Genomic DNA, 7,534 nt, shown 5'->3' on the forward strand with positions numbered 1-7,534 from the left:
CATGCCTGCATCAAACGAAGATCACCCGATCCGGACGCCGACCTCGAAAGCCCGTCCGACCGACACACTCCAAGACCGGTAAGAGGACGGCTTCTCAGGTGATCTCGGGGACGCAAGCCCTCAGCCAGGACGTTTCCAAGCGCGGTGAGCGGCGGCGGGTTTACCCCTCTCCACTTCCTGTCGAACCCCCGGCTGTAGTACCGGCGGCGGGCGTGGTCACAGCCGGAGGCCTGGTACATGGTGGGTTCCCTCACCAGCGCGTAGATCACCACCATCGCGAGAACCATGGGAAACGCGCCCGGCGACGTTGCTCCTCGCCCCTGGGAACGACTCCGCCCCCCGTCCCAGAGGGGTGCCGATTGCGGGCGTCAGTAGCCCGGCCCTTGCTTGATCTGGGCCCGCTCGACCTCGGTGGTCCCACCCTTGTGGTCCAAGGTGTCGCACGCGTCGGCGATGTCCTGGGTCAGGCGATCGATCTGCTCGCGGCTCAGGGTCTCCTTGACCAGGGCACGCAGGATTTTCACCCGCTCGGCGTTGGGCGGAAGCGTGTACGCCGGCACCATCCAGCCGCGCTCGGCCGAGAGCTGCCAGGCGATGTCGGATTCGTCGTAGGCGCGCTTGCAGGCGAGGCGGAAAGCGACCAGCGGCAGCTGCTCGAGATCACTGCCGATCACTTCGAAGCGACCGCTGCTCCGCAGGTTGTCCGCCAACGCGTGGGCGTTCTTCTGCATCGTCTCCATGACGTAGGTGTAGCCCTGGCGACCCAGCCGTACGAAGTTGTAGTACTGGGCGAGCACCATGGACGCGCCGGTCGAGAAGTTCAGTGTGAACGTCGCGTCGGTCTTGCCCAAGTAGTTCTCGTAGAACACGAGGTTCTCGGCCAGGTCGGACTCCTCGCGGAAGACCAGCCAGCCGATGCCGGGGTAGACCAGGCCGTACTTGTGTCCCGATACGTTGATCGAGCGGACTCGCTCGAGCCGGAAGTCCCATTTCGAGTCCGGGTAGAGGAAGGGCCACACGAAGCCGCCGCTGGCGGCGTCGACGTGGATCGGGATGTCGAGGTCCCGTTCCTTGTGGACGTCCCGCAGGAGCTTGTCGATCCCGACGACGTCGTCCTTGTGGCCGGTGAACGTGGTGCCGAGGACGGCGACGACACCGATCGTGTTCTCGTCGAGGTGGGGCTCCACGTCCTCCGGGCCGATCGTGTACTTGTTTTCGGCAAGCGGCACGATCCGCGGTTCGACGTCGAAGTAGCGGCAGAACTTCTCCCACACGACGTGGACGTCGCCGCCGAAGACCAGGTTGGGCCGGTCGACCGACAGGTTGGCCGCCTGGCGGCGCTCGCGCCACTTCCACTTCAGCGACAGCGCGCCGAGCATGATCGCCTCGGACGAGCCCTGGGTCCGACATCCGGTGGTTTTGCCCGGTGCGTGGAAGAGGTCCGCGAGCATGCGCACGCAGCGCTGCTCGATCTCGGCGGAGATGGGGTACTCCGCGTGGTCGATGAAGTTTCGGTGGAGGTTCTCGGCGATGATCCGTTGCGCCTCTGGCTCCATCCACGTGGTGACAAACGTGGCGAGGTTGCGCTGCGGGTCGCCCTCCATGGCGAGATCCACATCCACGAGCCTCATTGCATCCGTCGCGGCCATGCCCTTCTCGGGGAAGGTCTCCGAGGGAGCGGGCACGGTCAGGAAACGGTTGCCGAACAGGGACGCGGCATCACTCTTGGTCATACCGAGATTCAATCGCCTCCGGCGCGGGGGCGATGCCCGGGACCCGTGGATCGGGCTCGGAATACATCCGGAGGAGTGCAGATCTGCTGAGCTGAGGGCTCCATATGGGGCAGGTCGCGCGTATGAGCAACGCGGCTTGATCAGGGTGTCGACGCCTGAACAGCACGTCGGAGTCTTAGCCTGATCACCCAGAGCCAAGTCGGAGCACAGCAGCGGGAGGCAAGGGTGCCTGGCGAGCGTGTCGGCCCCGAACGAGAGGCCGGGTTCCGGCGCTTCGTGACGTTGCGTGAGAGGGGCCGCTCCGACGGGAGCTTGGAGCACTGGGAGTCGCGCTGGCATCGCAAGCACCTCGCGCCTCGGCCGTCCGGCCGCAATGTCTGGTGGGCTCCGCGCGAGCGCGGGTGGTGGATCGGGGTCCTGTTCGCGATCGGCTCCTTGCTCTTCGCTCTCGGCGTGGTACCGGCCTACGCCGCCGCCATGGGTGTACGGGCCGACGGGCTGTCGTTCTTCATCGGTTCGATCTTCTTCACTGCGGCCGGTTTCCTGCAGTACCGGGAGGCGGTCGACGCCGCGCCCGCCGCCGCGCGGCCCCGCGGGCACCGCGGGCACCGCGTGCTGGTGTACCTGCCGCATCAAATCGACTGGTGGGCGACGGCGTGGCAGTTCGTCGGCACGCTGGCGTTCAACGTCAGCACCGCGGTGGCGGTTGGAGCGGCGATCAGTTCCACGCAGTACCGCCGCCACGTCTGGCGGCCCGACGCCGTCGGGTCCGTGTGCTTTCTGGTCGCGAGCGTGCTCGCCTGGTTCGAGGTCTGCCACGGCTGGGCGGCCTGGCGTAGCCGCTCGGTCGGCTGGTGGATCACCGCTGTGAACCTGACGGGCTCGATCGCATTCGGCGTGTCGGCCGTGGCCGCGTTCGTCGAGCCGGGAACGACCGATCTGCTGAGCGCGCCGGTGTCGAACCTCGGCACCCTGATTGGCGCTGTGCTGTTCTTCGCGGGCGCGGCGTTGCTCCTGGCCGAGCGTATGGAGTCAGAGCCGGCAGGGTAGTCGGATCCGAAGCAGCTGGTCGGTGGTGGTGCTGGGTCTCTCTCTGTTCAACATGCGCGAGGCAGGCGCCACCGACAAAGCGATCGTCCGCGCCCACACCCTCTACGCCCAAGGCCCCGCCGACACCGATCCGCCCTGGCTCGACTTCTACGCACCCGGCGAACTCGCGGGCCTGGAATGCCTTGCCCGCGCCGACCTCGGCCAGCACCAACGCGCCGCCTCCGGCGCTGAACAGGCCGTTCTCCTGCACGGCAACGCCTTCGCCAGGAACAGGGCCTTGTACACGGCCGACGTCGCCATCCAACATGCGGTGAGGGACCGTCCCGAGCCGGAGGCAGCCGCCGAAGCCGCGGGCCGGGTCCTCGCGTTCCTCCCCGAAGTGCGCTCCGACCGGCTGCTGCAGTCCCTGCACAACGTCGCCGGCGCACTCCAGCGACACGGCCGTGTCCCCGCGGTCGCGTCCTGGATCGAGGAAGCGCCACTTCCCCGCCCCCACCTACGGGCGCACCCGCGACGCCTCGGTCGTCTGGGAGCAGCACGGCCCGGAGCTGCAGCTTCTCCTTGCGAACGGTGAGGGAAAGTACCTGGAGTGCAAACAGGAGGTCCCGGAGGGCGACTCGCGGAAGAAGATGCTCAAGACCACGGGTGTGGGCGCACGTCAGCTAGACTCTGTCGGGGATCTTGGAGTTTCCCGGTGCGGCAGCATGGTCAACGGGCATGCTCGGGTAGTTCCGATGCCCGATGCAGCTGTCGAGGTGCCCGTTGTCGCTCCGCCCCCGTCCCGGTGAGCAAGTCCCGCCTCTGACTGTGCAGATCGCGCGGGCGAGCAACCCGGCTGGTACGACGGCGATATGGGTGCGTGACCGGCTGGATGGCCTGTGGTGCGACGAGGACTTCATTGACTGGTACCCGCGCGACGGGCGTCCGGGTCTCTCGCCTGCTCAGCTGGCCACGGTCTGTGTGCTGCAATTCGTACTCGGTCTGTCGGACCGGCAGGCCCCCGAGGCGGTACGCTGCCGCATCGATTTCAAATACGCGCTGGCCATGGAGCTGGACGACCCTGGCTTCCATCACAGCGTGCTGGCCGACTTCCGGGACCGCCTCACCGAGGACGGCCGGGCCGACCGCCTTCTCGACCTGGCGCTGGCCCGCCTGAAGGAAGCCGGGCTGGTGAGCGAGCGCACCACGCAGCGCACCGATTCCACCCACGTCCTGGCCGCGGTGCGGGACCTGACGCGCCTGGAGCTGGTCACCGAGGCGGTCCGCGCGGCACTCGAAGAAGTCGCCGGCATCTCTCCTCACCTGCTGGACGGGCTGGTCGATGAGGACTGGGGCCGCCGCTACGGCCGACCGGTCCGCCTGGGCAAGAACCCCACCAAGCCCAAGACCAGAATCCTCGCCACCGGAAACGACGCCGTCCAGCTCCTGGAACACCTCCACCGGCACGGAGCAGACCGTGCGTCGGGCTCTCGTGTCCAGGCCCTGCGCCAGATCACGGTGCAGAACTACCACCGCGACGCCGCGGGCCGCCTGTGCTGGCGCACCGCCGAGAAGGAAGGCGGGCCCGGACTGCCGCCCTCCTCCCAGGCGATCATCTCTCCCTACGACACGTCGGCCCGCTATGCACGCCACGGACACATCATCAGCTGGAAGGGGTTCACCGCCCATCTGACCGAGACCTGTGCCCCCGACCGCCCCAACGTGATCACGGACGTTGCTACCACCGCAGCCACCACCCACGACAGCCAGGTCCTGCCCGGCATCCACACCCGCCTCGCCCGCCGGGGACTGCTCCCCGCCGAGCACCTGGTCGACGCCGGCTACACCTCTCTGCCTCACCTGGAACAAGCCGCCCGCGAGCACCAGGTCACCGTCTCCGGGCCGCTGAAGAGCAACCCCACCCGCCAGCACCGCCAAAAGAGGATTCTGCACACCTTCGCCGACCTCCCCAGTCCCGCTGCGGGTGCGCTGGGTCCCGTCGGGGAAACCCAGCCCGGCTTCGCTGTCATGAGCGAGGAGGGGAGGGAGAGGATCGAGGACTGAGAGATCCCGCCTCGGATCTGGGGACCCTCGGACACAGGGTCCTCCAGGCCGCAGTCGCGGCCATCAACAGCGCCCTATGGCCAGGGTTTTCCACCTGACGCCAATTGCTCTGGCACCAGGCGTCCCAGGCGTTCCGTTCGCGGAACCGTCACAGTGACCGTTCCGCGAACGGGCGCCACCCACCTGTACTTCATTTCATCCCTGCTCACCTGCACGGACGGGTTCAGAAACAGGCACTCGCTGCTGAGCCCGACCAGGGCGCGCTGATGGCGCTCCTGGAAAACGGCCACCTCTGCTCGGGGTGACCCCCACCTGTTCAGTGGATCTCCCCACCCAAGCCCCGCCGGGCTTGCAACCGGTACCCAGGTACAGGTTTACCGTCGGAGGTGTACCCGCCCTGCGGGACGTGACGACAGGAGTGAGTGCGATGAGCGATCTGGCGTGGGTGCCGCAGTCCTGCACGCTGCCCACCGAGGAGAGACCCCTGCGGGTCGCTGATTGGGATGCGCTGTTCTCCGAGCGGCTGGCTTCCCTGTTGAGGCCCGAGCCGCTGCGGCTGCGTCTCGGCCTGGTCGGCGGCCCGGGTACCGAGGAGCGGATCCGGGATCTGGTGGCGCGTGAGAGCGGCTGCTGCTCGTTCTTCACCTTCACCACCACCCCCGGCGAAGACCTGGTCGGTCTGGACATCGCGGTCGACCAGGCGCACGAGACGGTCCTGGACGCCCTCGCCGCGCGGGCCGCTGCCGCCGGGGAGCAGCAGTGAGCGCGGGGCTGCGCAGCGGACAGGTCGCCGAGGCGGCCGGGGTGAACATCCAGACCCTGCGCTACTACGAGCGGCGCGGCCTGCTGGCCGAGCCGGAACGCACCAACGGAGGCCACCGCCAGTACGGCGAGGAGGCCGTGACCGCGCTGCGGGTGATCAAAGCCGCCCAGCGCCTCGGGTTCACGCTGGAGGAGGTTGCCGAGCTCCTGGAGGCCGGCCGCCACCGGCACGGCCGCCCCGTGGCGGGGCTCCAGGAGCGGGCCGCGGCCAAGCTGTCCGAGGTCGACGCGAAGATCGCCGACCTCACCATCATCCGCACCGCCCTGGCCGCCGCCGTCGAGGCGGGCTGCGACGACCTGACCGTCTGCGCGTCAAGTGCCTGCTGCCCCATCCCCTTCACCGACCTCGCCGAGGAGAGCCGCTATGCCGGACCCTGCTGCTGACCCCCGCCCCCGACGCGCCCCCAGGGCGCTCGGGGGCCTGGCCGCCCTGGCCTGCGTGGCATGCTGCGCGCTGCCCGTTCTGATCACGGCGGGCGTCGTCGGCGCCGGCGCCGGAGCAGTTGTCGGGTGGCTGCCTGCCGTCGCCCTCGTTCTGGCTGTGCTCGCCGCCGGAACCTGGTGGCTTGGCCAGCGCCAGCGCCCCTGCTCCTGCACGGTCAAAACCGCTGGTGAGGGCGGGTGTGGCTGCAAGGCGCCGGGAGACCCGCTGAAGATCACGAGCGCGGACCGCCGGTAGGGTCCGCCGGTATGACTGTCGCTCGTTCCATTGCCCTGTTCGTTGTCGCCGCTCTGTTCGAGATCGGCGGCGCCTGGCTGGTCTGGCAGGGCATCCGCGAGCACAAGGGTTGGGTCTGGATCGGCGCTGGCGTCATCGCCCTGGGCCTGTACGGGGTGGTGGCACCTTTCAGTCCGACGACAACTTCGGCCGCATCCTCGCCGCGTACGGCGGGATCTTCGTGGCCGGGTCGATCGCCTGGGGCATGGTCGCCGACGGCTACCGGCCCGACCGCTACGACGTCATCGGCGCCCTTGTCTGCCTCGCGGGCATGGCCGTGATCATGTACGCCCCTCGCAGCCACTGACCCTAAGAACGCTGTCATCACCCGCAAACGGTGGTGATCTCTGAGGGTGAGCCCTTGGGGCGCGCGCCAGCGCGCGCCTCGTGGCGGTGAGCTGCGGTTTCACACCCGGAGGTGGTGTGGGCGGCTCGTATGAGTGACGTCGTCCTGGCTGGGTCCCGTTGAGGCAACGTCAGCCACTACCTATGAGGCATGAAACTCCTCTCAGGACAGCGGCTTTCGACCGCTGTGGCCGGCGTTCTGCTGGCAGGTCTCTTCGTACCCTCGCCAGGCGCCGCTGCCGCCCAGGCCGCCGGTTCCCGTCTCTCAGTCGAGGGATGCTCCAGCAAGACCGACAACCGCAGTTCCAACAATTGGACTGCTGCGGACTGGAAGATCTGCCTCGGCGATTACGGCGGGGCCAACGGCTCCGCCGACGTGAAGTGCTACGCCGGTCAGACAATCGGCTGGAACGAGAGCCGGTGCCTGATCTCCGGTCAGTTCGAGATCCGCAAGGGGAATGAAGTCATCAAGGCGGATCAGTTCGGCCTTGACGTCCCCATGAACGGTGCGGTGACCTCCGTGCCCTTCCGCTTCTACTGCCAGGGCCCCGGTGAGTACACCTTCCGCACCAGCGGTGTCCAAGCAACACTCGTGCGGGTAGGCAGGGACGGGCAACTCGAAGCGAGGCCCGGGTTCGAGACCGCTCACATCGCGGATGCGACGGCCACTGTCACGATGTGCTGAGCTGAACGGCATCCCTCGGCGGTTCCTAGACGTGGGGGGTCGGCGGCTACACCCGCCCCGGCCGCCGCCCGACTGCTGCGCGCCGAAGTGCCGGGCGCCGCCGCCGAGTTGAGCACCATCGAGTACGCCTCGATGGCC

Annotated in this window: 8 protein-coding genes and 1 pseudogene; 7 read left to right on the forward strand and 2 right to left on the reverse strand. The window is 68.3% G+C overall.

The window, feature by feature from the left end; translation table 11 throughout:
- Together ABZT12_RS38950 and ABZT12_RS38955 are read right to left on the reverse strand one after the other, a co-directional pair.
- A partial coding sequence (locus ABZT12_RS38950) for a hypothetical protein (RefSeq protein ID WP_356394518.1) occupies positions 1-275 on the reverse strand: 275 nt, incomplete at its 3' end.
- Between the two features lie 93 nt (positions 276-368).
- Positions 369-1,733, reverse strand: a complete 1,365-nt coding sequence (locus ABZT12_RS38955; protein WP_356394521.1) for a glutamate decarboxylase — start codon at positions 1,731-1,733, stop codon at positions 369-371.
- 312 nt (positions 1,734-2,045) lie between these two features.
- Here ABZT12_RS38955 and ABZT12_RS38960 point away from each other — a divergent pair, with 312 nt between their 5' ends.
- The 7 genes and pseudogenes from ABZT12_RS38960 to ABZT12_RS38990 all read left to right on the forward strand — a co-directional run bounded on the left by ABZT12_RS38960 (position 2,046) and on the right by ABZT12_RS38990 (position 7,396).
- The gene (locus ABZT12_RS38960) at positions 2,046-2,783 is read left to right on the forward strand and encodes a hypothetical protein (protein WP_356394524.1); all 738 of its coding nucleotides are present in this window, start codon (positions 2,046-2,048) and stop codon (positions 2,781-2,783) included.
- Positions 2,784-2,835: 52 nt separating this feature from the next.
- A complete protein-coding gene (locus tag ABZT12_RS38965; protein ID WP_356394527.1) occupies positions 2,836-3,357 on the forward strand; it encodes a hypothetical protein in 522 nt (173 codons plus the stop codon).
- A 281-nt stretch (positions 3,358-3,638) separates the two neighbouring features.
- Positions 3,639-4,826, forward strand: coding sequence for a transposase (locus ABZT12_RS38970; protein ID WP_356394530.1), 1,188 nt, complete (start codon positions 3,639-3,641; stop codon positions 4,824-4,826).
- Between the two features lie 427 nt (positions 4,827-5,253).
- Entirely contained in the window at positions 5,254-5,589 is a 336-nt protein-coding gene (locus ABZT12_RS38975; protein WP_356394533.1) for a hypothetical protein, read from the forward strand.
- Positions 5,586-6,032: a MerR family transcriptional regulator gene (locus tag ABZT12_RS38980; RefSeq protein WP_356394536.1), complete on the forward strand. Its 447-nt coding sequence runs from the start codon at positions 5,586-5,588 to the stop codon at positions 6,030-6,032. Before ABZT12_RS38975 ends, ABZT12_RS38980 begins: the two co-directional genes overlap by 4 nt.
- Positions 6,033-6,338: 306 nt before the next feature.
- Positions 6,339-6,673, forward strand: a pseudogene (locus ABZT12_RS38985) (YnfA family protein).
- Between the two features lie 189 nt (positions 6,674-6,862).
- Positions 6,863-7,396: a hypothetical protein gene (locus ABZT12_RS38990; RefSeq protein WP_356394539.1), complete on the forward strand. Its 534-nt coding sequence runs from the start codon at positions 6,863-6,865 to the stop codon at positions 7,394-7,396.
- Positions 7,397-7,534: the final 138 nt, after the last annotated feature.

Source organism: Streptomyces sp. NPDC005423, from assembly GCF_040606415.1.
Lineage (GTDB): Bacteria > Actinomycetota > Actinomycetes > Streptomycetales > Streptomycetaceae > Streptomyces.

Excerpts from the sequence above, each read along its gene's own strand:
- ABZT12_RS38955 (WP_356394521.1), bottom strand. The coding sequence starts at position 1,733 with ATGACCAAGAGTGATGCCGCGTCCCTGTTCGGCAACCGTTTCCTGACC.
- ABZT12_RS38965 (WP_356394527.1), top strand. The coding sequence starts at position 2,836 with ATGCGCGAGGCAGGCGCCACCGACAAAGCGATCGTCCGCGCCCACACC.
- ABZT12_RS38975 (WP_356394533.1), top strand. The coding sequence starts at position 5,254 with ATGAGCGATCTGGCGTGGGTGCCGCAGTCCTGCACGCTGCCCACCGAG.
- ABZT12_RS38990 (WP_356394539.1), top strand. The coding sequence starts at position 6,863 with ATGAAACTCCTCTCAGGACAGCGGCTTTCGACCGCTGTGGCCGGCGTT.